Raw genomic sequence first — 25,333 nt, 5'->3', positions numbered from 1 at the left:
CGCCTGCTTTGGGAGCAGGATGTCAGGAGTTCGAATCCCCTTACCCCGACCATATTAAAAATCCTCGTATCGAAAGATACGGGGATTTTTTTTGTCCTTTGAAAAGACAATTCCCTTCAAGTCATCGTACAACTGGCCGATAGCCCGCTAACACGAGGGGACTGTCATGGCTTTCGTCCCTTGAATCTGGCCAATACAAAAATAAGGGCGTTCGTCATGTTGCTTCGTCAGTTGAATATTGCTCCCCGGGCGGCCCTGGGCTTCGCCCTGATCGCGGTGTTGGTGGCATTGCTCGGCGTGTTTGCGCTGGGGCAGATGTCGAGTATTCGCGACAGTGAAGTCGCGGTAGAAAATCAGTGGCTGCCGAGCATTCGTGGCGGTGACGAGATTCGCGAGATCATGCTGCGCATCCGCACCATCTCATTGCGCATGGCGCTGGATCAGGATGCGAACAATATCGCCACCTACCGCAGCCAGATGGACACCCGCGACAAGGAGCTGAGCGAGAAGATCGCCGCCTACGACAAACTGGTCAACACCCCTGAAGGCCAGCAGCTATATGACCAATTCAAAAAGACCTTCGCCGCGTATCGCAGCGGTATCGCCCAATCCTTCGCCCTCGCCGAGCAAGGCAAGCGTGACGAGCTGACCAAGTTGTTGCTGGTCGACATGAAAACGGTCGTCGATGGCTCCGGCAAACAACTCAACGACCTCGCGGACCTGTTCGCCAAACAGGTCGCCGCCGAAAGCCAGAAGTCCGCTGCGCACTACGAAAACTCGCGCACGATTGTCAGTTTGTTTATTGCGTTGGCCGCGCTGGCCACGGTCGCACTGGCGATGATGCTCACCCGCAGCATCGTCCGGCCGCTGAGCAGCGCCGTGAGCGCAGCAGAAAGTGTCGCGCAGGGTGATCTGACCCGACCGATCGAGACCCATGGCAACGATGAAGTCAGTCGCTTGCTCAAGGCTCTGGCGACCATGCAGCAGAACCTGCGCGAGACGCTGCAGGGCATCAGCGGTTCGGCGACGCAACTGGCGACCGCTGCCGATGAGCTCAATGCCGTGACACTCGACAGTACACAGGGCTTGCAACAACAGAACAACGAGATCGAACAGGCCGCGACGGCTGTTAATCAGATGACGGCCGCAGTGGAAGAGGTCGCACGCAATGCGGTGTCGACCTCTGACGCGACCCGTCAATCCAGCGAGTCGGCGCATCTGGGGCAGGTGCGCGTCAGTGAGACCGCCACGGCCATCAACGCCTTGGCGAGCGACGTGCAACAGACCGGTGAGCTGGTGCAATCACTGGCCAACCAGTCGCAGGACATCGGCAAAGTGCTGGATGTGATACGGGCGATTGCCGAGCAGACCAACCTGCTGGCGCTCAACGCGGCGATTGAGGCGGCGCGGGCCGGTGAGAGCGGGCGAGGCTTTGCTGTGGTCGCCGATGAAGTGCGGGCGCTGGCCTATCGCACGCAGCAATCGACGCAGGAGATCGAGCAGATGGTCCAAGGCATGCGCAGCGGTTCGAGCCTGGCGCTGGATTCGATGCAGGCCAGTACCGCGCGGGCGACGACCACGCTGGCGTTGGCTGAGCGCGCCGGTGAGGCGCTGCAAACCATTACCGCGTCGGTGCATGAGATCCATGAGCGCAACCTGGTGATCGCCAGCGCTGCGGAAGAACAAGCGCAAGTCGCGCGGGAAGTGGACCGCAATCTGGTGAACATTCGGGATTTGTCGGTACGTTCTGCCGCAGGCGCTGACCAGACGAGTGCTTCCAGCCATGAGTTGTCGCAACTGGCCAACGCCTTGCAGAGCATGGTGCGGCGCTTCCAGTTGTAAACAGCCACACATAAAAAAGCCGCGCTGCTCACAGGAGAAGCGCGGCTTTTTTCTGCCGATCAGGCGCCGTCTTGGTCTTTCAGGTGCTCGAACAGGCCTTTCGGCATCTTCTTGCCGTTGGCTTCAAAGTTGGCCTTCACGTTGTTGTAGGCCTCTTGCTCGTCGATAAAGCCGTCATGGTTGGTGTCGATCTTGTCGAAGTCGGACTTCGGCGCGACTTTCAGAAATTCGGCACGCGAGACCTTGCCGTCACCATCGCTGTCGGTCTTGGCCATCGAGGCGTCGCCACATTTGCCTTCACCGCATTTGCCTTCCGGCGCTTTCACTGAGGTTTGCGCCGAGGCAACCATGTAGCCCTGTGACAATGGCTGAGCGGCAAACACCGAACCGGACAGCATCAAACCGCCTGCCAGAGCCGCGCCGATCAGGCCAATGGATTGTTTACCTAGGGAGGGCGAAGTACGGGACATTTACATTCTCCTGGGCTGCGCTGTGCAACCACACATTAAGGACGATTGCCTGAGCAGGTGTTGCTCGGGTGTGGCCATTAAGCGGTGGCGGTGTATCGCGACTGTGTCGCGCAGCGGGGGAGTTTGTAAGCGAAGCTGGGAAAAGCGGGGCGGGGATACAGTACGAAACAGATATCTCTATCAACACAAAACATTGTGGGAGCGAGCCTGCTCGCGAAGGGGTTGTATCAGGCGACATTTCTGTCGTTTGACTCACCGCATTCGCGAGCAGGCTCGCTCCCACAGGTTCTTTTTTTAGTGCAATTTCAGACGCGGCTCGGTGCCACGGCCAATCTTGCTGCCGAGCATCAGCATCGCCGTGCGGAACGGCCCGTACAGCGCCATCTGGTGCATGCGGTACAGCGACACGTAAAACATCCGCGCCAGCCAGCCTTCGAGCATCACGCTGCCGGTCAGGTTGCCCATCAAGTTACCCACCGCCGAAAAACGCGACAGTGAGATCAGCGAGCCATAGTCGGTGTACTTGTACTCCGGCAGGGTCTTGCCTTCGATGCGCAGTTTCAGCGACTTGGCCAGCAACGACGCCTGTTGGTGCGCCGCTTGGGCACGCGGCGGCACATTGCGATCGGTACCCGGTTGCGGGCACGCGGCGCAGTCACCGAAAGCAAAGATGTTCTCGTCGCGCGTGGTTTGCAGCGTCGGCAGCACTTGCAGTTGATTGATGCGGTTGGTTTCCAGGCCGTCGATGTCCTTGAGGAAACCCGGCGCGCGAATGCCCGCCGCCCAGACCTTCAGGCTGGCCTTGATCTCGTTGCCGTCGGCAGTGATCAGGCTGTCGGCGGTCACTTCGCTGACCGAAGCGTTGGTCATCACATTGACCCCGAGTTTTTCCAGGGTTTTGTGTACCGGTCCGCTGATGCGCTCCGGCAGGGCAGGCAACACCCGTGGCCCTGCTTCGATCAGGGTGATGTGCATGTTTTCCGGTTTGATCCGGTCCAGACCATAAGCGGCCAATTCATGCGCAGCGTTATGCAGTTCCGCCGCCAGTTCCACGCCCGTCGCGCCAGCGCCGACGATCGCGACGCTGATCTGCTCGACCACATCGGTTTGCCCGGCGTGGGCGCGCAGATAGTGGTTGAGCAGTTGCTGGTGGAAGCGCTCGGCCTGTTTGCGGGTGTCGAGGAACAGGCAATGCTGCGCCGCACCCTGAGTGCCGAAATCATTGGTGGTGCTGCCGACGCTGATCACCAGCGAGTCGTACTGCACTTCACGCGCCGGCACCAGTTCTACGCCGTTTTCGTCGTAGGTCGCCGCCAGCTGGATTTTCTTCTGTGCGCGATCGAGCCCGCTCATGCGCCCCAGCTGGAACTCGAAGTGGTTCCATTTTGCCTGGGCAACATAGTTGAGTTCGTCTTCGGAAGAGTTCAGCGATCCGGCGGCCACTTCGTGCAGCAGGGGCTTCCAGATGTGCGTCAGGTTCGCGTCGACCAGCATCACACTGGCCGTGCCGCGCTTGCCCAGAGTCTTACCCAGACGGGTAGCCAACTCCAGACCGCCGGCGCCGCCGCCGACAATAACAATACGATGGGACATGGGGATAACTCGCAAGGTTTTTAAAGGAAATCGGTGCGGTTACCCAAGCGAGCGCCAAGCTGCTCATAGCGTCAGGTAACTGATTAATCGGCTCAACAGGCCCAGACCAATGGTCACTGCCAGCACCAGCACGAGGAGCATCCACGGCCGGAAAGGCCGGCGCTCGACTCGGTGTTGGGACAGTTGCAGGTACTCTTCGACATGTTTCTGGTCTTCGGGGTTCAGGCGGCTGGTCATATTTGCCTCGTCAGGTAGACGTTGCTGAATGGGCAGAAGCTACAGCGGTTTTTATCCGGGGTTGAACGCAGCATAGCCGCTGTCCGGAACCGGCTCGACGCTGACCCGGTCTTCGAGGCGAATGATCCCGCTTTGTAACACCCGCGCGGTAATTCCGCCATGCCCGCGCACCGCTTGAAAAGTGCCGGGGCCAAGGTTGTTTTGCAGGCGTGCGCAGGGCTGACACCAGCCCGTGGTTTCGAATATTGCCTGACCGATGCGAAAGCGCCGACCCTTGAGGCTAAACAAATTGATACCGCTGATAACGAGGTTGCGCCGCAGGTCTTCAGGCTTGACCGGTTGATCTTCAGGGCGACCCATCAACGCGCTGATCACCGCCAGATGTTCCCACTGAATCAGCGTCACCTGTCGCGCGTTGCGCACACCGGGGCGCGCGTGGTCGCCGGTCAATCCCGCTTCCAGCCGCGCCTCCACTGCATCGAGTTCGATCATCGGCCCGCGCGACTCGGGGCGCACGCCGATCCAGCGCACACGTCCAGTCTGCGGCACATCGGCGATCAATTGCTGAAGTGGTGTCACAGACTGATTCCCACATCAAAAACAATGCTGCGACCGAGGTTGCTGCGCAGAAAATCCGGCGCGTCCGGGTGGGCGAACAGCACGCGGGCGAAGGTCGGGCCGACCAGGGACAGCGAGCGCCAGCCCTGACGCAGATATTCGGTGGGCGGTGGAAAATGGCTGTTCAAATCCAGTACTTCTCGTTTGAGGCTGGCGAAGGCGATGATGTCGAGTTCGCCCAGATCCATACCGCGTTCTTTGTAGTTGTGGGCTTTCTTGCGCAAGGTCGGTGCCAGTCGCAGCAGGAACTCGTTGGCCGGGATGCGTTTGGGCTTGGCCTCGCGGCGCACCAGTTGGCTCAGGGAAAAAGCGCTGCGTCGGCGCTGCAATTCATCGCGCCATTCGTCGTTGAGCCGGCGCCCCTCATCGAGCACGAAGAACACCTCGAAATTGGCATCGCGAAACAGTACGTCCGGCGGTTCGCCGGCCGGCGCGAATTCGTCGGCGCGGTAGGGAATGTTCAGGCCTTGCAGCAGGCGCTGGCAAACCCAACGCTCACGCTCCCATTTGCGGGCATTGGACAGAAAGGCGTTGGCCTGCTCGGCCGCGATGGTCAGCAGGCGTAAATAATCTGAGTCATCCATAAGCCCAAGCTTAGCGTCCAAATGCGACAAGCTGAAAGCGTTACGCGGCAAAGTGCATCAGTGGGCAGTGGAGAGGGGCGGTGTAGACTCATGGAAATTGACTATTTGCGTCAAACCGAGAGGACTCATCGTGAAATTTCGCTGGCTGCTGCTGTTTGCTGTTTTTCCGCTGTGTGCCCATGCGCTCGAAACCGGCGAGCGTCTGGCTCCCTGGACGCTGCTCGATCAGTACGAGCAACCCTTCACCCTCGACAACAGCACCACCACGCTGCTGGTGGCGCGCGATATGGACGGCGCCAAGCTGATCAAGGAAGCGTTGAAGGATCAGCCCAAGGGCTATCTGGAGGCGCGTCACGCGGTGTTCGTTGCCGACATCCAGCGCATGCCGGCGCTGATTGCCAGAATGTTTGCCGTACCGGCCATGCGCGACTACCACTACCGGGTCATGCTGGATCGAGAAGGCCGGGTTGCGTCGCGCTATCCCGGCGCGGAAGGCCAGGTGTTGTGGTTGCAACTCAAGGACGGTCGATTGCTCTCGCAACGTGAGTACGCCAACGCGAGCGACCTGCGCGAGGCACTGGAGAAGGCGCGCCCATGATCGGCGTCGAGGTGCTGGCAAATGAAAGTCTGCTGCTGGGCTGGCTGATTTATCTGCCGGTGCTGCTCTGGGCGATTGTGCGGGCGCCGTGGGTCGAGTTGTTCAGCGACAGTCGGCGTCAGCATCTGCTGTTCGGCACCGTGTTTGCGTTGTTTCTGTTGTGGTTAATGCGCAGGGATTTCGACACGGGCGTGTCGTATCACTTCCTCGGCATGACGGCGGTAACGCTGTTGCTGGACTGGCCGCTGGCGATCGTTGGCGGGCTGGTGGCGCAAATCGGCCTGGTGCTGCTCGGGCGTCAGGATCTCGCGGCGATGGGGGTCAATGGCGCTTTGTTCATTTTGCTGCCGGTCCTCGTCACCGAGTGCGTGGCGATCCTCGTCGAGCGTGCTCAGCCGCGCAATCCGTTCGTGTACATCTTCTGTTCCGGATTTTTTGCCGCCGCGCTGTCCGCCTTGTTGTGCTTGATCCTGAGCCTGACGCTGCTGTGGTACGACGGCCTCTTCGCCATGCCGGAATGGCTGGAGGACTTCATCGGTTACTTGTGGCTGATCATTTTCCCCGAGGCGTTCATCAACGGCATGATCGTCAGTGCGCTGGTTGTATTTAGCCCGGAATGGCTGGAGACCTTCAACCGCACGCGCTACCTTTCGGCGCCGTGGAAGGACGACGATCCGAAGTCTTGATACACATCAAACCCGCCCCGCGCGGGAAATTTCATGCTCGCGCAAATCCCTTCAGGAGCAGCGGCATGAGTGTTTACGAGTGGGCCAGGCAGGAAACCCGGCAGAGTCTGGAGATGGCGCAGGAAGTCGGTTTCGACCCGGGCTTGAGTTTGCGCGCCTTGCTCAGTGCCGTGGTGCAGCAGAGCAAGGCCGTGCGCAACGCCGAAGACCTGGCCGACGAGTTGCGTTTTCTGGCGGAAAACCTCGACGACGATCAGGACTACGGCTTTATGCGGCCCTGAACGGGATCAGTGACGCGGATCGAAGTCGCCGGAAAACAGTTCGTCCTCGGCATCCGGTGCGACTGGGATCTTGTGTTCTTCCGACGCCCAGGCGCCGAGGTCGATCAGCTTGCAGCGATCGGAGCAGAACGGACGAAACTTGTTTTCGGGGGTGAATTCCAAGGGGGCGCCGCAGGTCGGGCATTCAACGGTGGGGATCTGGCTCATGCTTGGCCTCCGGATAAAGTCAGGTAAAAGTGATGCAGGCGCTCGACCTCGCTGTGCAGCCAGGCGAGATCGCGGTCATTGACCACCACGTCGTCGGCGCGGCTCACACGCTCTTCGCGGCTCGACTGAGCCTTGAGGATCGCCTGAACCTGCTGCTCGCTGGTCTGGTCACGCTGCAAGGTGCGTTCGATCTGCAATTGTTGCGGAGCGTCGATCACCAGAATGCGCTGGGTCATCGCGTATTGCCCGGATTCGATCAACAACGGCGACACCAGAATCGCGTAAGGCGATTTTGCCAGCGCCAGATGATGAGCGATTTCTTCGGCGATCAACGGATGCAGCAGCGCTTCGAGCCAGCGACGTTGCTCCGGCACTTCGAAGATCAGTTTGCGCAGGGCGGCGCGATCCAGCGTGCCATCGGCCTGCAGCACGCCAGGGCCGAAGTGTTCGGCAATCTTTGCCAGCGCCGGACGCCCCGGCTCAACCACCCAGCGTGCCGCGTGATCGGCATCCACCACGTGGACACCCAAATCAATGAAGTGCTGGGCTGCCGCGCTCTTGCCGCTGCCGATGCCGCCAGTGAGGCCGAGAATCCAGGGTTTTTCCACAGGGGTATTCATTTCAAACCGACAAACTGCCAATAGAAGGCGGTTATTTGACCACCCCAGAGCAAGGCAATCCAGCCAGCAATTGCCAGGTAGGGGCCGAAAGGGATCGGCGTCGAGGTTTTCTGCTCGCGCAGGCGCAGCAAAATCACCCCGATAATGGCGCCGACCAGCGATGACAACAGAATCGTCAGCGGCAGAATCTGCCAGCCGCCCCATGCCCCCAGCAGCGCCAACAGCTTGAAATCCCCGTGACCGATGCCGTCCTTGCCGGTCAGCAGCTTGAACAGCCAGAACACTGACCACAGCGCCAGGTAACCGGCCACTGCGCCCCACAACGCATCGTGCAAGGTCACGAACAGGCCGAAACTGTTGACGATCAACCCCAGCCACAGCAACGGCAGCACCAGCACATCGGGCAGCAGTTGATGTTCGGTGTCGATCAGACTCATCGCCAGCAAGCCCCAGGTGAGGAATATCAGCAGGCACGCCGGCCAACCGAAACCCAAGTGCCAGGCGATGAAAGCCGAGAGCAGCCCGCAGGCCAGTTCAATCAACGGATAACGTTTGCTGATCGGCGCGGTGCACGCTGAACAGCGCCCGCGTAGCCATAGATAACTGAGCAGGGGAATGTTTTCCCACGGGCGAATCCGGTGGGCGCACTGCGGGCATTCGGAGTGCGGCAGCATCAGGTTATAGGTGGGTTGCGGCGTTTCGCCGGGCAGACCGAGCACATCGTGGGCCTGCTGGCGCCAGTCGCGTTCGAGCATCTTCGGCAGGCGCCAGATCAGCACATTGAGAAAGCTGCCAACCACCAGGCCCAGCAGCAGGGCGGTGCCGACAAAGGCCAGCGGATACGCGGCAAACAGTTCGTCGATAGGCATGTCAGACCGCTGAGCCGAGCTGGAAGATCGGCAGGTACATGGCCACCACCAGCCCGCCGACGATTACCCCCAGCACAACCATGATGAACGGCTCCATGAGGCTGGTGAGGTTGTCGACCATGTTATCCACTTCTTCCTCGTAAAACCCCGCGACCTTGTCGAGCATGTCGTCCAGTGCGCCGGACTCTTCACCAATCGCGGTCATTTGCACGGCCATGCTGGGAAAGACTCCGGTGCTGCGCATTGAGAAATTCAGCTGCATACCGGTGGAAACGTCCTGACGAATGCGCAGCACGGCTCGCTTGAAGACGACGTTGCCGGTGGCGCCGGCCACCGAGTCGAGCGCTTCCACCAGCGGCACACCGGCGGCAAAGGTAGTCGACAAGGTTCGAGCGAATCGCGCCACGGCGGACTTGTACATCAGCGTGCCCACCAGTGGCAGCTTCAGCAGCCAGGTGTCTTTGCGATCACGCAGTGCCTGGGAGGTTTTCAGCGCGTGGCGGGTGCCGAAAATCGCCGCGACCAGCGCAGCGAGAATCGCCCACCACCATTGCTGCATGAATTCCGACAGGCTGATCACCATCAGGGTGAACGCGGGCAGCTCAGCGCCGAAACCGGAAAACACCGACTGAAATTGTGGCACCACTTTGACCAGCAGGATCCCGGTCACCACCGCCGCCACCAGCACGACAGCGGTGGGGTAGGTCATGGCTTTCTTGATCTTGGCCTTGAGGCTTTCGCTTTTTTCCTTATAGGTCGCGACGCGTTCTAGCAGGGTGTCGAGGGCGCCGGACTGTTCGCCGGCATCGACCAGGTTGCAATACAACTCGTCGAAATACTGCGGTTTCTTGCGCAGGGCTGCGGCGAAGCTGTTACCGGCTGCGACCTCCTGTTTCACTTCGTCCACCAGTTTGCGCATGGCCGGGTTATCAAAGCCTTCGCCAATAATGTCGAACGACTGCAACAGCGGCACGCCGGCTTTCATCATGGTCGCCATCTGCCGGGTGAACAGGGCAATGTCCCGGGCCTTGATGCGTTTGCCAAAGCTCAGCAATGACGCGGATTTCTTGCGCACCTTGCCGGGATTGATCCCCTGTTTGCGCAGTTGTGCCTTGATCAGCGCCGGGTTCTGGCCGCTCAACTCACCGGTGACTTTGCTGCCTTTTCTGTCCGTACCTTCCCAGGCATAAATACTGATCTTCGCTGCCTTGACCGCCATGTTCAGTCCTTGGTGACCCGGTTGATTTCTTCAAGGCTGGTGATGCCTTGCATGGCCTTGTGCAACCCGGAGGTGCGCAGGTCGTCGAAGCCGTCGCGGCGCATCTGCAGGTCGATTTCCAGCGAGTTGCCTTCGGCCATGATCAAGCGTTGCAGCTCCGGTGTGTTTTTCACCACTTCATAAATCCCCACGCGTCCCTTGTAACCGCCGTTGCAGTGATCGCAACCGACCGGCTCGTAGATCGTGAAATGGCCAATGCGTTCCTCGGGGAAGCCTTCCTTGAGCAAGGTTTCGCGCGGGATCTCGATGGGCCTCTTGCAGTGGCTGCACAGTTTGCGCGCCAGGCGCTGGGCGATGATCAGGCTGACCGAGGTGGCGATGTTGAAACCGGGAATGCCCATGTTGTGCAGGCGCGTCAGGGTTTCCGCGGCGCTGTTGGTGTGCAGGGTCGAGAGCACCAAGTGACCGGTCTGCGCGGCTTTGATAGCGATTTCGGCGGTTTCCAGATCGCGGATCTCACCGACCATGATCACGTCCGGGTCCTGACGCAGAAACGAGCGCAGCGCCTGAGCAAAGTCGAGCCCTTGTTTGGGATTGACGTTGACCTGGTTGATACCTTCCATGTTGATCTCCACCGGATCTTCGGCGGTGGAGATGTTGATGTCGACGGTATTAAGGATGTTGAGGCCGGTGTACAGCGACACGGTTTTACCCGACCCGGTCGGCCCGGTGACCAGAATCATGCCCTGTGGCTGCTTGAGTGCGGCCATGTACAGGTCCTTTTGCTCTGGCTCATAGCCGAGGGCGTCGATACCGATCTGCGCGCTGGACGGATCGAGGATCCGGATCACCACTTTTTCGCCCCACAGGGTCGGCAGGGTGTTGACCCGGAAATCGATCGACTTGCTTTTCGACAGGCGCATCTTGATTCGCCCGTCCTGCGGTTTGCGCCGCTCTGAAATATCCAGGCTGGCCATGACTTTCAGGCGAGCGGCGATGCGCCCGGCCAGTTGAATCGGCGGTTTGGCAACCTCGCGCAGGATGCCGTCGGTGCGCACCCGCACCCGGTAGTTTTTCTCGTAAGGCTCGAAGTGCAAGTCGGAAGAACCGCTCTTGATCGCGTCGAGCAGCATCTTGTGCACGAAGCGCACCACCGGCGCATCGTCGGCGTCGAAGCCGCCGACGGCGTCTTGTTTGCTGTCGTCGATGGATTCGACATCGACCCCGTCGAGATCCACATCGGCCATATCCTCCAGGCCACTGGTGTGGGTGTCGAAGAATTTCTCGATGGCATCGGTAAGTTTGTCGTCCTCGACCAGAATGGCTTCGGTGCTCAGCCCGGTGCTGAATTGAATGTCGTTGATTGCTTGATGATTGCTCGGGTCGGAAATGCCCACAAACAGTTTGTTACCGCGTCGCCACAAGGGCAGGGCGTGATGCTGACGCACCAGTTTTTCGCTGACCAGGCCTTTGGGCTGGGTCTCCTTGTCCAGGCAATTGAGATCAAGGAAGGCCATGCCGAAATGCTCGGAGGCGATCTCGGCAACCTGTGAGCTTTTCACCAGTTTGTTCTGCACCAGGTAGCTGACCAGCGACAGCCGATTGCGCTGGGCCTGTTGCCAGGCTTGCTGGGCACTTTTTTCCGTGAGCAGTTCGGCCTGCACCAATTGCTTGGCCAGACCGCTCAGAGCGATGTCATTCATGGGGATTCCGCACGCTTGCCGTTCATGACTTATAGCCTAGTCAAGTGACAGCGCCAAACACGGCGGGTGCAGGTGACAAAAAGTGTCAGATAGTGCGGTTGCAGGTTGTAGGAAACGGCATCGCACGCGCGTTGCGCCCAATGGAAGGGGCCTGGTGGGCATTGGCATGGCCTATGCTGCGTTGCTTTCAGATCATGAGATTTCGACTCATGCATGGAGCGTGTCTATGAAAAAACAACAAGGTTTTACCCTTATCGAGCTGCTGATCGTGGTGGCGATCATCGGGATTCTGGCGACCATCGCCTTGCCGCAGTATTCCAAGTATCAGGCGCGGTCGAAGGTGACGGCGGGGCTGGCGGAAATCAGTGCGTTGAAGGTGCCGTTTGAGGACACCATCAATCAAGGGACTGATCCGACGCTGACATTGGTAGCGGGCAGTGCAACTGCTGCAACGTCCAACTGCACTCTCACCGCATCCGGCACGGCATCGACGGGTGCCGGCACAATCAGTTGCACGTTGCTCAATGCTCCGGGCCCCGTGCTGAGCAAAACCATCACGCTGACGCGTTCTTCCGGTACAGGTGCGGGCGTCTGGACCTGTGCCACCACCGTTGCTCCGGACTATTCACCTAAAGGCTGCACTGCCAGCGGTACGTAAGTTGACGTGTGTCGGCCCGCCGGAATGCCCCGCTCTGCGGGGCATTTTTCGTTGATCGTCGATAAATAAAAGTTTCAATAATTTCAGCGTCTTAGGAACTTTCCAAAAAACCGCAACTTGCATGCGATTTATCGGCGGTTCATGCAAATTGCATGAATCCGGAGAATTATGAAATCTTCAACTTATTGATTTATATGCATTTTTATAATTTTCAAAAGTTGGCACAGCGTTCGCAACTACCTTGGTAACCCTGCTGACAAGACAACCAGCAGACTTTCCAGAAAAACAGGAGTTACTCGTATGAAGAAGTTCGCTATCACTGCCGCTGCTGCTACCGCGCTGACCCTGACCATGGCTTCCGGTGCATTCGCACAATCCACTCAGGCTACCCAGGCTCCAATGACTCTGGCTGCCGGTGAAGTCACCCAGGCTAAAGAAGCTACTTCTGACACTTGGATCACTACCAAAGTCAAAGCTGACCTGGTCACCGAAAAAGGCATTCCAGGTACTGACATCAAAGTAGAAACCAACAAAGGCGTTGTATCGCTGTCGTCGACTACTGCTGTAACTGAATCGCAGAAAGACGTTGCTGTTGCGATCGCCAAGAAAATCAAAGGCGTTAAAGCGGTCTCCGCTGACGGCCTGAAAGCCGAGTAAGGCATGACTTCTCGCCTGGACCGGGAGAAGACGCGACAGACGGGCCGAGCAATACGTCTGCCGCAACTTTAGAGTTCATGCGAACGGTCACACGGATGTGACCATTACGGGCCCCGGCACTTGTGTCGGGCCTGTTCTATTTTTAGAAGCAAAAGATCGCAGCCTTCGGCAGCTCCTACAGGGAAATGCATTCCAGATTGTAGGAGCTGCCGAAGGCTGCGATCTTTTGCTTTTTCAGTTGCCGCGTTTGCTGTTGATCTGCCGCAGGCGATTGCCTTCGAAGCGCAAGTATTGGTACATGCCGTTGCTCGGGCCGTAGGTCCATTCCTCGACCTGAAACTCCTCGCGACGGTTGGCGCTGCGCTTGTAGCCCAACACATCACGGCTGACCGGCTCACCGCACTTTTGCAGGACTTCGCTGGAACGGTCGCCAAGGCTGATCAGTTGACTGCCGCAGCGCAGGGTATCGGACGCCAAGGCGTGGCTGGCCGCGAAGGTCATTGCGATCAAGGCCAGCCACTGCAGTTTCATCATTCGGCATCCAGGTGCATTTGCGTCACCACGCGGCCATCGCTCTCGGCTTCACCGAGATTGGCGTCGATGAAGTACACGCGGTCGTCTGCCAGTTGGCCTTTATCAACCAGATAATCCTTGATGCTGCTGGCACGATCCTGACCCAACTGACGCAGCAGCACATCGCTGCCACTCCAGAATTTGATCACGCCTTCGCGCATTTTCGCCGTGCGTTCTTCCTTGCCCAGATCCTTCCATTCTGCCGGTGGCTGGGTTTTCAGACGGGTGCGGTAAATGCCTTCGAGCAGTGGACCTTTCTCGCTGTCCGGCACTTGCAGCAATGACGCCTGCGCCGGGACTTTATCGCCGCGACGCTGAAGCATCTTGTAGTAGTTGTACTGGTATTCACGCTCCAGACGCTGCTCGGCGAGCAGTGGACCATCGCTGCTCTGCGCGGCAGTGCCTTCGATTTCCAAACGCAGGGCCGGACGCTCTTTGAGTGCCTGAGACAGTTTGATCAGCGCGGCTTCGGCATCCTTGCTCAACTCGCTGGAACCCGGGGCAAACGACACCGTGCCAAGGTCTTGCGAACCACCGCCACTGATCAGTCCGCCAATCATTTTGAACGGCGCGGCCGCGGCTTTGACGATCAGGTTGCGCAGGGTCTGCCAGACAATTGGCATCACGCTGAACTGCGGGTTGTTCAAGTCACCGGTCACCGGCAACTCGATGGAGATCTTGCCGTCGACGTCCTTGAGCAGGGCAATCGCCAGTTTCAGCGGCAGGCTCACGGCATCCGGGCTGTCGACCTTCTCACCGAGCTGCAATTGCTCGACCACCACTTTGTTTTCGGCTTTGAGCTGGCCCTTGGTGATCAGGTAATGCAGATCGAGATTGAGCCGACCCTTGCGGATGCGGTAACCGGCGAATTTGCCGGAGTAGGGCGTCAGCGTCGTCAGTTCGACACGTTTGAAACTGGTAGCGATGTCGAGGCTGGCCATCGGGTCAAACGGATTGACCGCGCCCTTGATGGTCACCGGTGCATAGCGGTCGACCTTGCCTTTGATGTCGACGCTGGCCGGTTTGGCCTGACGGCTGTCGATGGTGCCGATCTGGCCGTTGAGTTGTTGCACGGCGGTGGCAAAGTTCGGCGTCAGACTGAAGTCGGCGAAGTTGGCCGAGCCATCGTTGATGGCGATGCCACCAATGTGAATGCCCAGCGGTTTCTCGTTGCTGACCGGTTTCGCCGCGGTGGTTTTGGTGCCGCTGTCGGCGGGCTGCGGGATCAGCAGATCATCAATGTTGGTGGTGCGATCATCGTTGATCATGAACCGCACATACGGCTGGAACAGGTTGATCCTGTCGATCGACAGGCTGTCGCCGTGTTGATAGTTCAGGCCTTCGACCACCACCTGCTGCCACTTGAGGAAGTCGCGGGTTTTCAGGGTGTCGAGGGTGTGCAGTTGATCGATTTGCGCGCGGCCGGTAACGCTGAGGGCCAGCGGCTCGGTGCTCTTGAGATTGACCTTCAGATCACTGCCGAGCATGCCGCTGCGCAGTTCCAGACGAATAAACGGATTGATGTAGGACTGCGCGACACGCAGGTCGATGTCTTGGGTTTTTACATTGAGCTGGGCGTTGACCGGGGCGAGATTGACCGTGCCGTCTGCGCTGATCTTGCCTTGTTTGCCCACGCCGCTATCGAGCTTGAGCTTGAAGGGCGAACCGTTGAGGCTGTCGAAGTCCTGCAGATCGACATTGAGCGGGGTGATATCCAGGGCAACGGCTGGTGTGGCCGAGCGGTCGGCCACATGCACGGTGTAGTTACGCAATTGCACGTCTTTGAGCAGCACTTGCCACGGTTTGCTCGGCGCCGCTGGGGTTTTCGGCGAGTCGGCAGCGGCCGGCGTGTTCACCGGTTCGGCAGCGGCTTTGGCGGCCGGTTTCGATGGCTGGCTGGCGAACAGTTTCTGCCAGTCCAGTTGGCCGTCGGCTTCGAGCGCCGCCCAGGTTTCCAGTTTGTTGCTGCGGATTTTGCCGACCACCACTTGTTGCTTGGCCAGGTCCACCGAAGTCTCGCTAACGTCCAGGCGTTCAAGTTTCGCCAGTGGACGCCCGTCCGGTGCCTTGATCGCGAAGGGCGCGATGCTCACGGCGACGTTGTTCAGCAGCAGTTCGGTTTCTTTCGACAGATTGAGTTTGTATTCGGTGCTGAGGCTGATCACGCCGTCTTCGAGCACCAAGGGCACCGAGTCACGCACATAGGGCCAGAAGGCTTTCATTTTGCCGTCGGTGACTTTCAGGGTGCCTTCGGAGGTGAACGGGATCAGGCTGAAATTACCGCTCCAGTCGATTCGCCCCCCGGCCGGGCCGATCGCGACCAAAGTCATGTCGGCGCTGTCTTCAGGCAGGGTGCTGAGGTTTTTCAGTTCGAAGCTGAGGTCGTCGTAGAGAAACTCGATAGGTTCGCTGGGGCGCACGTCCTCAAAGTGCACGACGCCGCCGGCCAGTTTGATGTTGTCGATGCGCAGCGGGAAGGGCTTGGCGTCCGGGTCGGCCGGGGTCGGCTCGCTGGCAGGGACATTGAACAGGCCGAGCAGGTTGAGCTTGCCGTCCTTGGCGAAGAGGATTTCGCTCTTCGGCTTGTCCAGCTCGATGTTCGCCAGATGCAGGGCTTTGGTCCACAGACTGTCGATTTGCAGGTCGGCGTACAGGCGATCGAAACCGACCTGCTCCTTGCCCGGCTCGCCGATGACCAGCCCCCACAGGGTGACTTCAAGGCTGAACGGGTTTAGCTCGATACGCTTGATATGTGCTGGCACCGTCGCGTAGTTGGCCAGTTGCTGGTTGGCAATGCGCAGGGCGATGCCCGGCAAAATCAGAAACCCCAGCAGGCTGTAGAGGGCCAGAGCAGTCAACAAGGCGCCAATCGCGCGAATCAATCCTTTGGGCATGTGCGGCTTCATCTGTCTGAATCGGAGTGCCTTGGAGTATGGCACGCGATTCTGGTTCCGAAGTACATCGCAAGCCACAGGATTGTTCAGATTCGTTTGTAGGAACAAATTCCATGTGGGAGCGAGCCTGCTCGCGAAGGCGTCATATCAGTCGCTCTATCTGTTGACTGATACACCGCTTTCGCAAGCAGGCTCGCTCCCACATTAGATAGTTGTCAGCCGTGCGAGCGGTTCAGAGCTGCAGGATCAGGGTTTTCAGCGGTGGTTGCTGGTCCATCGACGGGAAGTCGGCGCCCGGGGTCATCACGCTCCACTCACGCACCGGTCGCCCGGCCTTCTCGGCGCAACGCAGCACCTGCTCGCGCCAGTCGTCCATGCTGACTTTTGCCAGGTTGTTGCAGCAGATCAGTACGCCGTTGTCAGCGGTGGTCAGCAGGGCGGGCTTAAGCAGGCTTTGATAGTCGCGCAGCAAGTCGACGGTGCCGAATGCGCTCTTGGCCCAGGCGGGCGGATCGAGCAGGACCAGATCGAATTGACGCTGATCGAGGCGTTGATAGCTCGGCAGTTTCTGCCCGCGCCGCTGGCTGATCGGCAGACCGGCTAATTGGCGTATTGCCGGAAAGTAATCGGACTGGATGAATTGCATCTCGGGCAATTGCGGGTTGAGCAAACCGTTCTCGCGACCGACCGCCAGATTGCCCTCGGCGAAATCCAGGTTGCACACTTCACGCGCGCCGCCAGCGGCTGCACTAAGGCCGACGCCGCAAGTGTAGGCGAACAAGTTGAGCACGGATTTGCCTTGAGCGTGATCCTTGACCCAGCCACGGGTGTTGCGCAGATCGAGGAACAGTAGCGGATCCTGCCCGGCATGGCGGCCGCGCACCCGGTAGTTGAGGCCCCATTCGTGGCCGACCAGATCAGCCAGCGCTGCGTCATCGGCTTTGTAGACGCTGTCCTCGCGATCAATACGCGAGTTGCCACGGGAACGATCGTTGTAGACCAGCAGGGTGTCGAACCCCAGCGCTTGATTGACCATGGCGTGCAGTTGCAGCAGGTCGTCACGTTCCAGCGTCTGGTGAAAGCTTTGCACCAGCAGTTGCGGGCCGTAGCGGTCGATGGTCAAACCGCCGGCGCCTTCCTGGCTGCCGTGGAACAGCCGATAGCAATCGGTGCCCTGGCTGTGCAGCTCAGCGAGCAAGGCCTGGCGTTGATCGAGGGCGGCGCGCAGCGCCTGATTCAAGGAAGACATGCGGGCGCCTTGTTGGTGAGAATTGGGGCGCGGGAGTTTAGCAGCTTGGCGGGTAACCGAGGTGCTGCCTTCGCGAGCAGGCTCGCTCCCACATGGGAATGCATTCCAAATGTGGGAGCGAGCCTGCTCGCGAAGCTTTTAGGTCAGCAAACCCATTCGTCGTTTGGCCCGTTGCACTGAGCCATTGCGCATTGCCCAGCGCAGCATCGGTGCGCTGCGTCTGACGCTGGCGCGAATCAGTTGCCGTTGCAGCGAACTTTGGCGGACGTCGAGCATGTCGCTGGCCCAGTCCGGCAGCAGGTCGATCCCGGCCTTCATCATCAGATCGCCAAACGGTCGCGCCAGAACACTGGGCGCTGGTGCGTCGAGCAGCAAGCGCAACACTTCGCGGCTGCGCTCATCGCACAGTAACTGCGGGCGCATGCGTTGCAGGTAGGCGGCCACGGCTTGCCGCGATTTCGGCACATCCCGTGCGCCCAGTCGTTCGGCAATCACGGCGATTTCCGCGTAGTAACGATCCTGATCTGCCCCCGACAATTGCGGATTGCGATAGCGCAAATGCGCCGCGAGAAAGTTACTGACTTCGGCCACGTGCACCCACGTCAGCAAGTCCGGATCGCTGGCCGCGTAGGGCCGGCCATCCGGCGCCGTGCCGACCACCTGCAAGTGGATGGTGCGCACTTTCTCGATCAGCCAGTCGGCGTCTTTTCGCGAGCCAAACGTAGTGCCGGAGACAAACTGGCTGGTACGCCGCAAGCGCCCGAGCATGTCTTCACGAAAGTTCGAATGATCCCAGACCCCGGCCAATGCCAGCGGATGCAAAGCTTGCAGCAACAGCGCACTGATGCCACCGATCAACATGCTGCTGAAGTCGCCGTGCACCTGCCAACTGATCGAATCCGGACCAAACAGGCCGGGATCGCCCTTGGGGTTTTCCAGGTCGAGCTGACCGAGCGACAGCCCGGTCAGGCTCATGAGTTGCTGTTCGATACGGCTGCGGATGAATTCCATGACCACTCAGTGAGAAAGGGCGGGCGCGGCCGGTTGACTGCGCCCGAGGGCGTTACTGATTGAGGCGCTTGTCGATCAGACCTTGCACCACACTCGGATCGGCCAGGGTCGAGGTGTCGCCGAGGCTGTCGAGTTCGTTGCAGGCGATCTTGCGCAAGATGCGCCGCATGATCTTGCCTGAACGGGTTTTCGGCAAGGCCGGCGCCCACTGGATCAGATCGGGTTTGGCAAAGCTGCCGATTTCCTTGCTGACGTGGGCCAACAGTTCTTTCTTCAGTTCGTCATTCGGTTCGGTGCCGTTCATGGGCGTGACGAAGGCGTAGATGCCCTGACCTTTGACGTCGTGCGGGTAACCGACCACGGCGGCTTCAGCGATGCTGTCGTGCAACACCAGTGCGCTTTCCACTTCGGCGGTGCCGATGCGGTGACCGGAGACGTTGATCACGTCGTCGATGCGCCCGGTGATCCAGTAGTCGCCATCCTCGTCGCGACGCGCGCCGTCGCCGGTGAAGTAGTAGCCGGGGTAGGGTTTGAAATAGGTGTCGACCATGCGCTGCGGGTCGCCATAAACACTGCGGATCTGCGCCGGCCAACTCGATTTGATCGCCAGCACGCCACTGCCGGCGCCTTTGATTTCCTTGCCGTGCTCGTCGAGCAGCACCGGTTGCACGCCGAACATCGGTTGCGTGGCGCAACCCGGTTTGATCCGCTGGGCGCTGACCAGCGGGCTGAGCATGATGCCGCCGGTTTCGGTCTGCCACCAGGTGTCGACGATGGGGCAGCGCTGTTCTCCTACGACGTTGAAATACCATTCCCACGCTTCCGGGTTGATCGGCTCACCGACGCTGCCGAGTAATCTGAGGCTGGCGCGCGAGGTTTCCTTCAACGGCTCGGCACCTTCGCGCATCAACGCGCGCAGGGCGGTCGGCGCGGTGTAGAAAATGTTGACCTTGTGTTTATCAATCACCTGCCAGAAGCGTGAACTGTTCGGATAGCTCGGCACGCCTTCGAACATCAGCGTGGTCGCACCGTTGGCCAGCGGGCCGTAGACGATGTAGCTGTGGCCGGTGACCCAGCCGACGTCAGCGGTGCACCAGAACACTTCGCCGTCGCGGTAATCGAGCACGTACTTGAAGGACATCGCCGCTTGCAGCAGGTAGCCGCCAGTGGTGTGCAGCACACCTTTGGGTTTGCCGGTGCTGCCGGAGGTGTAGAGGATGAACAGCGGGTCTTCGGCGTCCATCGGTTCCGGCGGGCAGTCGTCGCTGACCTCGCGCACGGCCTGGTGATACCAGAGGTCGCGACCCTCGACCCAATCGACTTTGCCCTGGGTGCGTTCGACCACCACGACGGTGCTGACGTCCGGGCAACTTTGCAGGGCTTTGTCGACGTTCTGCTTGAGTGGCACGAACTTGCCGCCGCGCACGCCTTCATCCGCTGTGATGACCGTACGGCAGTCAGCATCGAGAATGCGATCACGCAGGGAGTCGGGGGAGAAGCCACCAAATACCACCGAATGGATTGCGCCGATCCGCGAACAGGCGAGCATGGCGTACGCGGCCTCGGGGATCATCGGCATGTAAATGCACACCCGGTCGCCTTTCTTCACGCCACGGCTTTTCAGGACATTGGCCAGTCGGCAGACGTGGTGGTGGAGTTTTTTGTAAGTGATTTGCGCCGATTCAGCCGGGTCGTCGCCCTCCCAGAGCAGGGCAGTCTGCTCGCCGCGTTTTTCCAGGTGGCGGTCGATGCAGTTGTAGCTGACGTTGAGTTTGGCTCCGACAAACCAGGCGGCTTCACCGGTTTTCAGGTTATAGCGCTGAACGGTCTGCCACGGCGTGCTCCAGTCGAGAAAGCGCTTGGCCTGTTCGGCCCAGAAGGTGCTGGGGTGTTCAATGGATTCGCGGTACAGGCGCCGATAGTCATCCTGACTCAACTGAGCAGCCCGGCGGACGGCATCGGCTTTGGGGAACGTGCTGATATCGAACATGACGGTTCCTTATTCTTGTGATGCGACAGGAATAAAGATGCGCCGAGAGATGCAGAGGTTCAAGTCATGCGCAAAACAACTGTGGGAGCGAGCCTGCGCGCGAATGCGTAGTGTCAATCAACAAAGGTGCTGAATAACACGCCGCATTCGCGAGCAGGCTCGCTCCCACATTGGAAATGGGTTGCCCACAGGATTTGTGGGCACCCCATTCATATCAACCGCGGTGACGACCGCGGAAGTAGTTGATCAGGCCCTGAGTGGAAGGGTCATCGGCAAGGGTTTCATCGCTGCCAACCAGGCGGTTGTAAACACCTTTGCCCAGTTCCTTGCCCAGTTCCACGCCCCACTGGTCAAAGGCGTTGATGCCCCAGACCACGCTTTGCACGAACACTTTGTGCTCATACATCGCCACCAGTGCACCGAGACGCCGCGGGCTGATGCGTTCAACCACGAGGGTGTTGCTCGGACGGTTGCCCGGGATCACCTTGTGCGGCGCGAGTGCGTGCACCTGCTCTTCGCTCATGCCCTTGTCGCGCAGTTCCTGCTCGGCTTCCGGCAAGGTCTTGCCGAGCATCAGCGCCTGGCTCTGCGACAGGCAGTTGGCGTACAGCCACTGATGGTGGTCGGAAACCGGGTTGAAGCTGACGATCGGCACGATGAAGTCGGCCGGGATCAGTTGGGTGCCTTGATGCAGCAACTGGTGGTACGCGTGCTGACCGTTGCAGCCGACGCCGCCCCAGATCACCGGACCGGTATCGGTCGACACGGCGGTGCCGTCCTGACGCACGCTCTTGCCGTTGGATTCCATGTCCAGCTGTTGCAAGTGCTTGGTGATGTTGCGCAGGTAGTGGTCGTACGGCAGGATCGCGTGGCTTTGCGCGCCCCAGAAGTTGCCGTACCACACGCCGAGCAGGGCCAGCAGCACCGGCATGTTCTGTTCGAACGGCGCGGTCTGGAAATGCTGGTCCATGGTGTAGGCGCCGGACAGCAGTTCCTTGAAGTTGGACATGCCGATAGCCAGGGCGATCGGCAAACCGATGGCCGACCACAGCGAGTAACGCCCGCCGACCCAGTCCCACATCGGGAAGATGTTTTCTTCGCGGATACCGAACGCCACCGCTGCCGCGTTGTTGCTCGATACGGCGATGAAGTGACGATACAGCTCGGCTTCCGAACCGCCCTGCGCCAGGTACCAGGCGCGAGCAGCCTGAGCGTTTTTCAGGGTTTCGAGGGTGTTGAACGACTTCGACGACACGATGAACAGCGTGGTCTCGGCGCGCAGTTTCTGTGTCAGTTCGTGGAACTCACTGCCGTCGATGTTCGCCAGATAGTGGCAACGCACGCCTTTCTGCGCGTAGGACAGCAGCGCTTCGGAGACCAGCTCAGGGCCGAGGAACGAGCCACCGATACCGATGTTCACCACGTCGGTGATCGGCTTCTCGGTGTAGCCACGCCACAGACCGTCGTGAATCCGGCCAACCAGATCGGTAATCTGGTTGAGGACCTTGTGCACTTCCGGCATCACGTTGACGCCATTGACCGACAGCTTGTCGCCCACCGGGCGACGCAGGGCGGTGTGCAGCGCCGGGCGGCCTTCGGAAGTGTTGACGATTTCGCCTTCAAACAGCGCTTTGATGGCGCCTTTGAGATCGACTTCATTGGCCAGACCCACCAGCAGATTACGGGTCTGGGCGTTGATCAAATTCTTCGAATAATCGAGAAACAGTCCGCAACTGCTGAGGGTGAACTGGTTGAAGCGCTGCGGATCGGCGTTGAAGGCTTCGCGCATGCTGAAATCCTGCATGGCTTGGCGGTGATCTTTCAACGCTTGCCAGGCGGGCAGAGCGGTAACGTCTTGAGGAGTGAGGTAATACGCCATCGCTGCGGTTTTCCTTTTTACTTGAACGGCCTTTTGAACACTGAACAGACCCGGCACGCCATGGTTGGGCATGGGATCAACTGCATCGACACGATTTCTGGACACAGGGCGAATACAGTAAACCTCGCGCTGCGTTCTGTCTTGACTTTGTCTGACCAGATCCCTGTACTTTTTTAACATCGAGACCGGGAACTGGCCGACAGGCGGAGGGGGAGCGATCAGGCGAGCTGAACCGGGATGGCGTTGCTGGTGTGGCTCAGTTCGTTGCCTGGCGCCATGTAGAGCATGCGTGGCTTGAAATTAACCAGTTCCGCTTCGCTGTAATGGGCGTAGGCACAAATGATCACGCGGTCGCCGACCTTGGCTTTGTGCGCAGCGGCGCCGTTGACCGAGATCATCCGCGAACCTTCTTCACCGCGAATCGCGTAGGTGGTGAAACGCTCGCCGTTGTCGACGTTATAAATCTGGATCTGCTCGTATTCACGGATGCCGGACAAGTCCAGCCACTCGCCATCGATGGCGCACGAACCTTCGTAATCGAGCACTGCATGAGTGACTTCGGCGCGGTGCAGTTTGGCCTTGAGCATGATCGCGTGCATGAGGGGTTTCCCGGGTTGGAATCGAACGGCGGGCAGTGTGCCCGAAGGCTTTGGGGGCGGCAATACAGCTGAAATGCAATTCTCATAACACCGAAAACCACTGTGGGAGCGAGCCTGCTCGCGAATGCGGTGTGTCAGTCAACATTTGTGCTGAATGACACACCGCATTCGCGAGCAGGCTCGCTCCCACAGGGGATATTGCGGTGTTGGTTAAACCGGGGTATCGAGATTCAGGTGCAGGTTATCGATCAACCGCGTGGTGCCGAGGAACGCCGCCACCAGAATCACCAAATCACGGTCTTCAGCCGTCGCCGGACGCAAGGTCAGGGCGTGGCGGATTTCCAGGTAATCCGGGCGCAGGCCTGCGGCTTCCAGCTGTTGCAACTGGGTGCTGATCAGCGCCGGGAAGTCACGCTCACCTTGCTGGATCGACTCGGCGATCGCGCTCAGGCTGCGATAGACCACCGGTGCCACTGCGCGTTGTTCTTCGCTGAGGAAGCCATTGCGCGATGACAGCGCCAGGCCATCGGCGGCGCGCACGGTCGGCTCGCCGATGATCTGGATCGGCATGTTCAGGTCATGCACCAGGGCGCGGATCACCGCCAGTTGCTGGTAATCCTTCTGACCGAAAATCGCCAGATCCGGCTGGACCATGTTGAACAGTTTGCTGACAACGGTCGCCACACCCTCGAAGTGCCCCGGACGGCTGGCGCCGCACAGGCCTTCGGACAATTGCGGCACGCTGACCCGAGTCTGCCCGGCCATGCCGTCGGGGTACATTTCCTCAACGGTCGGGGCGAAGAGCAGGGAGCAACCGGCTTCCAGCAGCTTTTCCTGATCCGCCGCCAGCGTGCGTGGGTATTTATCGAGGTCTTCGCCGGCGCCGAATTGCAGCGGGTTGACGAAAATGCTCGCGACCACGAAATCCACCCGTTGGGTGGCTTTGGTGATCAGCGCGACGTGGCCGCTGTGCAGATTGCCCATGGTCGGCACGAAGCCGATGCGCTTGCCTTCGCTGCGGGCGCGGGCTACGGCGGCGCGTAGTTCGCGTACGGTTTTAACGGTGTTCATGCAGAGAATCCGTGTTCGATGCCAGGGAACGTGGTGGCTTTGACTTCGTTGACGTAAGCCTTCAGCGCGGACTGGATGCTGTCCTGGCCGTGCATGAAGTTTTTGACGAATTTCGGCACGCGGCCAGTGATCGACAGGCCGAGCATGTCGTGCAGCACCAGCACCTGACCATCGGTGGCGTTACCGGCGCCGATGCCGATGACCGGGATTTTCACTGCCTGACTGATTTCCGCTGCCAGTTCGCTCGGGACACATTCGAGCAACAGCATCGCCGCACCGGCCTGCTCCAGCGAGATCGCGTCGGCACGCATCTGCCGCGCCTGGTTCTCGTTGCGGCCCTGCACTTTATAGCCGCCAAGAATGTTCACCGCTTGCGGGGTCAGGCCCATGTGCGCGCAAACCGGCACACCGCGCTCGGCGAGCAGACGGATCGATTCGGCCAGCCACAGCTGACCCTCGACCTTGACCATGTGCGCACCGGCCTGCATCAGCATGGCGCTGTTAGTCATGGTTTGTTCAAGGGTGGCGTTGGCCATGAACGGCAGGTCGGCCAGGATTAAGGCATCGCTGTTGCCGCGTTTGACGCAAGCGGTGTGGTAGGCCATTTCTGCGGTGGTCACCGGCAACGTGCTGTCGTGACCTTGCAGGACCATGCCGAGGGAGTCGCCCACCAGCAGCACTTCGACACCGGCCTCATTGCAGGCGTGGGCGAAGGTCGCGTCATAGCAGGTCAGCATGGTGATCTTTTCACCTTTCTGCTTGAGGCTCTGGAGCGTGGTCAGGGTGATGGCTGGCATGTAAAAAATCCTCGTTCAGGCGCTCTGGAAACTACTGCGAGTAACGCGCGTGATTCTTCATCTACTCAGGCGCACGCTCTTTTGTCGTGCTTATAAGGCCTGGATTGCGCCCGTATGTGCCGGGTTGGCGGCAGCGGGACGCCTATAGTCGTGATGAGCCAACAGGAAGTCAATTGCGTGTGTTACCGCATTGTTACGAGGGGAGTGTTACCGGCGTTACTGATCCGATTCAGCGGCGCGGCGGGGCTGATTCGCGGGGTTTTTGTCCGACAAAATTCTGGATCTGGAATAAACCAATGTGGGAGCGAGCCTGCTCGCGAAGGCGGTGGATCAGTCAACATTGCGCTGAATGACACACCGCCTTCGCGAGCAGGCCCGCTCCCCCAGGGGGATTGCATTCCATTTGTCGGGAGGCGTTCCAGGCCGAC

At 59.6% G+C, this 25,333-nt stretch carries 25 protein-coding genes; 6 read left to right on the top strand and 19 right to left on the bottom strand.

Annotated elements, in window-relative coordinates; genetic code table 11:
• Nucleotides 1-216 precede the first annotated feature (216 nt).
• The gene (locus tag BK670_RS00130; protein WP_123448159.1) at nucleotides 217-1,842 is read left to right on the top strand and encodes a methyl-accepting chemotaxis protein; all 1,626 of its coding nucleotides are present in this window, start codon (nucleotides 217-219) and stop codon (nucleotides 1,840-1,842) included.
• Between the two features lie 59 nt (nucleotides 1,843-1,901).
• Here the strand turns inward: BK670_RS00130 and BK670_RS00125 are convergent, their stop codons facing one another.
• The 5 genes from BK670_RS00125 to BK670_RS00100 form a co-directional block, all read right to left on the bottom strand.
• Complete coding sequence (locus BK670_RS00125) at nucleotides 1,902-2,312, bottom strand: HvfA family oxazolone/thioamide-modified RiPP metallophore (protein ID WP_123448158.1); 411 nt, start codon at nucleotides 2,310-2,312, stop codon at nucleotides 1,902-1,904.
• Between the two features lie 294 nt (nucleotides 2,313-2,606).
• The gene (locus BK670_RS00115) at nucleotides 2,607-3,905 is read right to left on the bottom strand and encodes an NAD(P)/FAD-dependent oxidoreductase (RefSeq protein WP_016986237.1); all 1,299 of its coding nucleotides are present in this window, start codon (nucleotides 3,903-3,905) and stop codon (nucleotides 2,607-2,609) included.
• A 63-nt stretch (nucleotides 3,906-3,968) separates the two neighbouring features.
• Nucleotides 3,969-4,142 (bottom strand): DUF3094 family protein, encoded by a 174-nt coding sequence (locus BK670_RS00110; RefSeq protein ID WP_003228304.1) that lies wholly within the window; start codon nucleotides 4,140-4,142, stop codon nucleotides 3,969-3,971.
• 51 nt (nucleotides 4,143-4,193) lie between these two features.
• On the bottom strand, nucleotides 4,194-4,721 hold the full coding sequence (locus BK670_RS00105; RefSeq protein ID WP_123448156.1) for an MOSC domain-containing protein: 528 nt from the start codon (nucleotides 4,719-4,721) through the stop codon (nucleotides 4,194-4,196).
• Nucleotides 4,718-5,344 carry a DUF1780 domain-containing protein gene (locus BK670_RS00100; protein WP_007909887.1) on the bottom strand — a complete coding sequence of 209 codons (627 nt, stop codon included), beginning with the start codon at nucleotides 5,342-5,344 and terminating at the stop codon, nucleotides 4,718-4,720. The genes BK670_RS00105 and BK670_RS00100 overlap by 4 nt, the downstream gene beginning before the upstream one ends.
• Nucleotides 5,345-5,474: 130 nt before the next feature.
• On the opposite strand from BK670_RS00100, the gene BK670_RS00095 reads away from it, so the two are divergent.
• From BK670_RS00095 to BK670_RS00085, 3 genes are all read left to right on the top strand, one after another.
• Nucleotides 5,475-5,942, top strand: coding sequence for an FAD/FMN-containing dehydrogenase (locus BK670_RS00095; RefSeq protein ID WP_123448155.1), 468 nt, complete (start codon nucleotides 5,475-5,477; stop codon nucleotides 5,940-5,942).
• Nucleotides 5,939-6,628, top strand: a complete 690-nt coding sequence (locus BK670_RS00090; protein ID WP_123448154.1) for an energy-coupling factor ABC transporter permease — start codon at nucleotides 5,939-5,941, stop codon at nucleotides 6,626-6,628. Before BK670_RS00095 ends, BK670_RS00090 begins: the two co-directional genes overlap by 4 nt.
• A 65-nt stretch (nucleotides 6,629-6,693) precedes the next feature.
• Complete coding sequence (locus tag BK670_RS00085) at nucleotides 6,694-6,909, top strand: hypothetical protein (RefSeq protein WP_007959584.1); 216 nt, start codon at nucleotides 6,694-6,696, stop codon at nucleotides 6,907-6,909.
• A 6-nt stretch (nucleotides 6,910-6,915) separates the two neighbouring features.
• Here the strand turns inward: BK670_RS00085 and yacG are convergent, their stop codons facing one another.
• Genes yacG through pilB form a run of 5 tightly spaced genes read right to left on the bottom strand, consistent with a single transcriptional unit; the run spans nucleotide 6,916 to nucleotide 11,527 of the window.
• On the bottom strand, nucleotides 6,916-7,116 hold the full coding sequence (gene yacG / locus BK670_RS00080; RefSeq protein ID WP_123448153.1) for a DNA gyrase inhibitor YacG: 201 nt from the start codon (nucleotides 7,114-7,116) through the stop codon (nucleotides 6,916-6,918).
• Nucleotides 7,113-7,736: a dephospho-CoA kinase gene (gene coaE / locus BK670_RS00075; RefSeq protein WP_123448152.1), complete on the bottom strand. Its 624-nt coding sequence runs from the start codon at nucleotides 7,734-7,736 to the stop codon at nucleotides 7,113-7,115. The genes yacG and coaE overlap by 4 nt, the downstream gene beginning before the upstream one ends.
• Nucleotides 7,733-8,605 (bottom strand): prepilin peptidase, encoded by an 873-nt coding sequence (locus BK670_RS00070; RefSeq protein ID WP_123448151.1) that lies wholly within the window; start codon nucleotides 8,603-8,605, stop codon nucleotides 7,733-7,735. The genes coaE and BK670_RS00070 overlap by 4 nt, the downstream gene beginning before the upstream one ends.
• 1 nt (nucleotide 8,606) lies before the next feature.
• Nucleotides 8,607-9,824 carry a type II secretion system F family protein gene (locus tag BK670_RS00065; protein ID WP_123448150.1) on the bottom strand — a complete coding sequence of 406 codons (1,218 nt, stop codon included), beginning with the start codon at nucleotides 9,822-9,824 and terminating at the stop codon, nucleotides 8,607-8,609.
• Between the two features lie 2 nt (nucleotides 9,825-9,826).
• Complete coding sequence (pilB, locus tag BK670_RS00060) at nucleotides 9,827-11,527, bottom strand: type IV-A pilus assembly ATPase PilB (protein WP_123448149.1); 1,701 nt, start codon at nucleotides 11,525-11,527, stop codon at nucleotides 9,827-9,829.
• Between the two features lie 226 nt (nucleotides 11,528-11,753).
• Here pilB and BK670_RS00055 point away from each other — a divergent pair, with 226 nt between their 5' ends.
• On the top strand, nucleotides 11,754-12,185 hold the full coding sequence (locus BK670_RS00055; protein WP_123448148.1) for a pilin: 432 nt from the start codon (nucleotides 11,754-11,756) through the stop codon (nucleotides 12,183-12,185).
• Between the two features lie 300 nt (nucleotides 12,186-12,485).
• Complete coding sequence (locus tag BK670_RS00050) at nucleotides 12,486-12,842, top strand: BON domain-containing protein (protein ID WP_047600285.1); 357 nt, start codon at nucleotides 12,486-12,488, stop codon at nucleotides 12,840-12,842.
• A gap of 234 nt (nucleotides 12,843-13,076) precedes the next feature.
• Here the strand turns inward: BK670_RS00050 and BK670_RS00045 are convergent, their stop codons facing one another.
• From BK670_RS00045 to panB, 9 genes are all read right to left on the bottom strand, one after another.
• A complete protein-coding gene (locus BK670_RS00045; RefSeq protein ID WP_123448147.1) occupies nucleotides 13,077-13,373 on the bottom strand; it encodes a DUF2845 domain-containing protein in 297 nt (98 codons plus the stop codon).
• A complete protein-coding gene (locus tag BK670_RS00040) occupies nucleotides 13,373-16,321 on the bottom strand; it encodes a DUF748 domain-containing protein (protein WP_123448146.1) in 2,949 nt (982 codons plus the stop codon). The genes BK670_RS00045 and BK670_RS00040 overlap by 1 nt, the downstream gene beginning before the upstream one ends.
• A 220-nt stretch (nucleotides 16,322-16,541) precedes the next feature.
• Nucleotides 16,542-17,558: a class I SAM-dependent rRNA methyltransferase gene (locus tag BK670_RS00035; RefSeq protein WP_123448145.1), complete on the bottom strand. Its 1,017-nt coding sequence runs from the start codon at nucleotides 17,556-17,558 to the stop codon at nucleotides 16,542-16,544.
• A 138-nt stretch (nucleotides 17,559-17,696) separates the two neighbouring features.
• Nucleotides 17,697-18,569: an oxygenase MpaB family protein gene (locus tag BK670_RS00030; protein ID WP_123448144.1), complete on the bottom strand. Its 873-nt coding sequence runs from the start codon at nucleotides 18,567-18,569 to the stop codon at nucleotides 17,697-17,699.
• A gap of 52 nt (nucleotides 18,570-18,621) precedes the next feature.
• Nucleotides 18,622-20,559 carry an acetate--CoA ligase gene (acs, locus tag BK670_RS00025; RefSeq protein WP_123448143.1) on the bottom strand — a complete coding sequence of 646 codons (1,938 nt, stop codon included), beginning with the start codon at nucleotides 20,557-20,559 and terminating at the stop codon, nucleotides 18,622-18,624.
• A gap of 214 nt (nucleotides 20,560-20,773) precedes the next feature.
• Nucleotides 20,774-22,438, bottom strand: coding sequence for a glucose-6-phosphate isomerase (gene pgi / locus BK670_RS00020; protein WP_123448142.1), 1,665 nt, complete (start codon nucleotides 22,436-22,438; stop codon nucleotides 20,774-20,776).
• Between the two features lie 218 nt (nucleotides 22,439-22,656).
• Complete coding sequence (gene panD, locus BK670_RS00015) at nucleotides 22,657-23,037, bottom strand: aspartate 1-decarboxylase (protein WP_003205654.1); 381 nt, start codon at nucleotides 23,035-23,037, stop codon at nucleotides 22,657-22,659.
• Nucleotides 23,038-23,247: 210 nt separating this feature from the next.
• The gene (gene panC / locus BK670_RS00010; RefSeq protein ID WP_123448141.1) at nucleotides 23,248-24,108 is read right to left on the bottom strand and encodes a pantoate--beta-alanine ligase; all 861 of its coding nucleotides are present in this window, start codon (nucleotides 24,106-24,108) and stop codon (nucleotides 23,248-23,250) included.
• Nucleotides 24,105-24,905, bottom strand: coding sequence for a 3-methyl-2-oxobutanoate hydroxymethyltransferase (panB, locus tag BK670_RS00005; protein ID WP_038369034.1), 801 nt, complete (start codon nucleotides 24,903-24,905; stop codon nucleotides 24,105-24,107). The genes panC and panB overlap by 4 nt, the downstream gene beginning before the upstream one ends.
• Nucleotides 24,906-25,333 lie beyond the last annotated feature (428 nt).

Source organism: Pseudomonas fluorescens (genome assembly GCF_003732425.1).
GTDB classification, from domain to species: Bacteria; Pseudomonadota; Gammaproteobacteria; order Pseudomonadales; family Pseudomonadaceae; genus Aquipseudomonas; species Aquipseudomonas fluorescens_BE.
This window is presented reverse-complemented; position numbering and strand designations above follow the sequence as displayed.

Excerpts from the sequence above, each read along its gene's own strand:
- panB (WP_038369034.1), bottom strand. The coding sequence starts at position 24,905 with ATGCCAGCCATCACCCTGACCACGCTCCAGAGCCTCAAGCAGAAAGGT.
- BK670_RS00035 (WP_123448145.1), bottom strand. The coding sequence starts at position 17,558 with ATGTCTTCCTTGAATCAGGCGCTGCGCGCCGCCCTCGATCAACGCCAG.
- BK670_RS00085 (WP_007959584.1), top strand. The coding sequence starts at position 6,694 with ATGAGTGTTTACGAGTGGGCCAGGCAGGAAACCCGGCAGAGTCTGGAG.
- BK670_RS00115 (WP_016986237.1), bottom strand. The coding sequence starts at position 3,905 with ATGTCCCATCGTATTGTTATTGTCGGCGGCGGCGCCGGCGGTCTGGAG.
- BK670_RS00040 (WP_123448146.1), bottom strand. The coding sequence starts at position 16,321 with ATGAAGCCGCACATGCCCAAAGGATTGATTCGCGCGATTGGCGCCTTG.
- BK670_RS00050 (WP_047600285.1), top strand. The coding sequence starts at position 12,486 with ATGAAGAAGTTCGCTATCACTGCCGCTGCTGCTACCGCGCTGACCCTG.
- pilB (WP_123448149.1), bottom strand. The coding sequence starts at position 11,527 with ATGAATGACATCGCTCTGAGCGGTCTGGCCAAGCAATTGGTGCAGGCC.
- yacG (WP_123448153.1), bottom strand. The coding sequence starts at position 7,116 with ATGAGCCAGATCCCCACCGTTGAATGCCCGACCTGCGGCGCCCCCTTG.
- BK670_RS00045 (WP_123448147.1), bottom strand. The coding sequence starts at position 13,373 with ATGAAACTGCAGTGGCTGGCCTTGATCGCAATGACCTTCGCGGCCAGC.
- BK670_RS00065 (WP_123448150.1), bottom strand. The coding sequence starts at position 9,824 with ATGGCGGTCAAGGCAGCGAAGATCAGTATTTATGCCTGGGAAGGTACG.
- acs (WP_123448143.1), bottom strand. The coding sequence starts at position 20,559 with ATGTTCGATATCAGCACGTTCCCCAAAGCCGATGCCGTCCGCCGGGCT.
- panD (WP_003205654.1), bottom strand. The coding sequence starts at position 23,037 with ATGCACGCGATCATGCTCAAGGCCAAACTGCACCGCGCCGAAGTCACT.
- BK670_RS00130 (WP_123448159.1), top strand. The coding sequence starts at position 217 with ATGTTGCTTCGTCAGTTGAATATTGCTCCCCGGGCGGCCCTGGGCTTC.
- BK670_RS00090 (WP_123448154.1), top strand. The coding sequence starts at position 5,939 with ATGATCGGCGTCGAGGTGCTGGCAAATGAAAGTCTGCTGCTGGGCTGG.
- panC (WP_123448141.1), bottom strand. The coding sequence starts at position 24,108 with ATGAACACCGTTAAAACCGTACGCGAACTACGCGCCGCCGTAGCCCGC.
- pgi (WP_123448142.1), bottom strand. The coding sequence starts at position 22,438 with ATGGCGTATTACCTCACTCCTCAAGACGTTACCGCTCTGCCCGCCTGG.
- coaE (WP_123448152.1), bottom strand. The coding sequence starts at position 7,736 with ATGAATACCCCTGTGGAAAAACCCTGGATTCTCGGCCTCACTGGCGGC.
- BK670_RS00110 (WP_003228304.1), bottom strand. The coding sequence starts at position 4,142 with ATGACCAGCCGCCTGAACCCCGAAGACCAGAAACATGTCGAAGAGTAC.
- BK670_RS00070 (WP_123448151.1), bottom strand. The coding sequence starts at position 8,605 with ATGCCTATCGACGAACTGTTTGCCGCGTATCCGCTGGCCTTTGTCGGC.
- BK670_RS00125 (WP_123448158.1), bottom strand. The coding sequence starts at position 2,312 with ATGTCCCGTACTTCGCCCTCCCTAGGTAAACAATCCATTGGCCTGATC.
- BK670_RS00055 (WP_123448148.1), top strand. The coding sequence starts at position 11,754 with ATGAAAAAACAACAAGGTTTTACCCTTATCGAGCTGCTGATCGTGGTG.
- BK670_RS00030 (WP_123448144.1), bottom strand. The coding sequence starts at position 18,569 with ATGGAATTCATCCGCAGCCGTATCGAACAGCAACTCATGAGCCTGACC.
- BK670_RS00100 (WP_007909887.1), bottom strand. The coding sequence starts at position 5,344 with ATGGATGACTCAGATTATTTACGCCTGCTGACCATCGCGGCCGAGCAG.